A 1170-nucleotide genomic window follows, 5' to 3' on the forward strand; every position below is an offset into this window, starting at 1 on the left:
CGGGGCGCGTCGTCATGGGGCGACACTGGCGCCGGGCCGGACCCGGATCGAGGCTGACATCCGTCAGCCCACGCGGCGCCGACAACCGGGCGCTAAAAGCCAATTAAAAGCCCGTGGAAGCCCCTCGACGTCCCGGCACGCTACCACGCACCGTCCGACCGGTCACGGGCGACAGCGGCGCCGCGATCGCCTCCCCTTCATCGCCCGCGTTAAAGGGGTTTTGAAGCCCCTGGGAGGCGCTCGGACGGGTCGAGCGCACCGTCGGGGCGGCGGAGGCGACACGGGCGCCGGCGGCCGCCTGATCGCCCACGTTGATTTCCGGCGCGACTGGACTCATATTGATGGTGTGGGCGAACCATTCGCTTCGGCGGCCGTCCGGGTCCGTTAGCTCGGCCGAGGGGGTCACGGCCCTCCGCCCACAATTTCCTGCCTGGCAATCGTCTTTCCCTTCGCCAAGTGATTGGCACGGTAGTTCGGTTTGGTGTTGCCAAACAGTGAGGCGACTTGCCAGCGATCCGTCAGTGCCTTGAGAAAGAGCACCCACTCTCCGGTGGCGAAACGGGCAAATAGGCTGATCCGGTTGGGGTCCCGGGGGTCGATATGGACTTCTCCCCTGTCGAGGATCTCCTGAATTCTTGCCCAGTCGCTCGGGTCCTGCGAGTGCCGTCCGATGGAATGGCCGATCCCCCAATCCCGTGCGACGACGATCGATTTCAGGTCTGGACGGATCGAGGCGATGGACGGCGGGGCCACGCCGATCGCGACCGGGACTTCCGGCCAGGCGAGATCTGAAGTCAGTCGGTGATCGATCACGGATCGAGGGACGCCGGTCGCTTCCGCCTGCACCACAAATGCCTTCCTGTTGGCTGCCAGTTGAAGCGCCGACGCGTGATGCTGTTGCCAGATTGGTCCTGCAACGATGTCCCGGACGGCGACCCGCGCCAGGTCCGGATCTGCCGCCTCCAGGGCATCGTCGAGATGTTCGGCGAGCACCCGCGCCCGCTGCCGGAGCCGGCCCGGATTGGTCTGCCAGCCGGGATCGATCCCGGCCGGCACGGTCGTCATCTCGCCGGTGCGGGAATTGACCCATGTTCGCGGCGGCTCGACGGGGATTTCGTCCGTGTAGGAAGGATCGGTCTCGGCCGCCGGAGCGCGGTCGAGGAGATCGCC

1 pseudogene is annotated in these 1170 nt (G+C 66.8%); it reads right to left on the bottom strand.

The features are described 5' to 3' along the window. Nucleotides 1-402: 402 nt before the first annotated feature. Nucleotides 403-1170, bottom strand: a pseudogene (locus KL771_RS28225) (hypothetical protein); the annotation flags it as partial.

The organism is Prosthecodimorpha staleyi (assembly GCF_018729455.1).
Taxonomy (GTDB): Bacteria; Pseudomonadota; Alphaproteobacteria; order Rhizobiales; family Ancalomicrobiaceae; genus Prosthecodimorpha; species Prosthecodimorpha staleyi.